At 33.0% G+C, this 1,221-nt stretch carries 1 protein-coding gene; it reads right to left on the bottom strand.

Annotated elements, in window-relative coordinates:
- On the bottom strand, positions 1-1,208 hold a 1,208-nt coding region (locus tag C7U55_RS13380), incomplete at its 3' end, for a 6-phospho-beta-glucosidase (protein ID WP_106988963.1).
- Between the last annotated feature and the right edge of the window lie 13 nt (positions 1,209-1,221).

Genomic DNA, 1,221 nt, shown 5'->3' with positions numbered 1-1,221 from the left:
CCATAATCACCAGTTACAGCTGCTTCTTCAACACATAACTCCATGTTTTTCATGCATTGTAACCATCCTCTTTGAGCTGGTTGTAATGAGCCAAAAGCAATTGCTCTTGCCCCTGTTGAACCAATATAAGATGAAACTTCTACCGCACAGTCAGCTGGTAAATCTGGTACAGATCCATTATTTTTAGTTGTTACTACGATATGTGATAATTTATTTCCATAAATAGAAGCAATTGTTTCACAAGCCGCATCTGAATAATGTGCTCCTCCACGTTTTGCTAATTGTTCTGGTTTATGATCTAAATCTGGATTTTTATATAATTCAAATAATTCATGTTCTGTTTGTTGTACTTGTTGTCCACGAGTTCCTACCTTAGGATCATTATATTCTTCTAAACCATGAGCCAACATTTCTTCTTCACGATAATAATATCTATGATATCCACATGGAATCATATTCATTTGAAGTAATTGTTCTTTAAAGAATGGAATATCATGAATRTTTGCAGGAATTCCCATATCTTTTCCTTCATACATTGCTTCAATGATATCTTTAGTCACTTCTTTACCATTTTCATCATATACTTTATGCCAATGGAAATGRTTTAATCCAGCAAATTTATAAGTTAATTGATCTAAAGTTTTACCAATTGTTTTTGGYTCATCTAGCATTGCTCCAACAGGAACATTACATAAACCAATGACTTTATCCCATTTACCAAATCTCATTACCGCTTCAGTTACCATTCCTGATGGATTTGTAAAGTTAACAAGCCAAGCATCTGGGCATAATTCTTTCATATCTTCAACGATTGATAAAATAACTGGAATCGTTCTTAAAGCTTTAAACATACCTCCAGCACCATTTGTTTCTTGACCTAACATACCATAGCTAAATGGAATTCTTTCGTCTTTAATACGAGCATTTAATAAACCAACTCTAAATTGAGTTGTAACGAAATCAGCATCCTTTAATGCTTCTCTACGATCTAATGTTAAATGAACTTTAACATCATAAGGAGAAGCATCCCACATACGTTGTGCCATTTTACCAACGATTTCTAATTTTTCTTTCCCATCTTCAATATCGACAAGCCAAATTTCTTTGATTGGAAGTTCATCATATCTTTTAATAAATCCTTCCATTAATTCTGGTGTATAACTACTTCCTCCACCAATTGTTACAATTTTTACAGGTTTTTTACTCATTTTTATATCCTCC

The organism is Faecalibacillus faecis (genome assembly GCF_003024675.1).
In the GTDB taxonomy this organism is placed as follows: Bacteria; Bacillota_I; Bacilli_A; order Erysipelotrichales; family Coprobacillaceae; genus Faecalibacillus; species Faecalibacillus faecis.
Note: the sequence above shows the minus strand (reverse complement) of the source record. Positions and strands in the feature narration are given on the sequence as shown.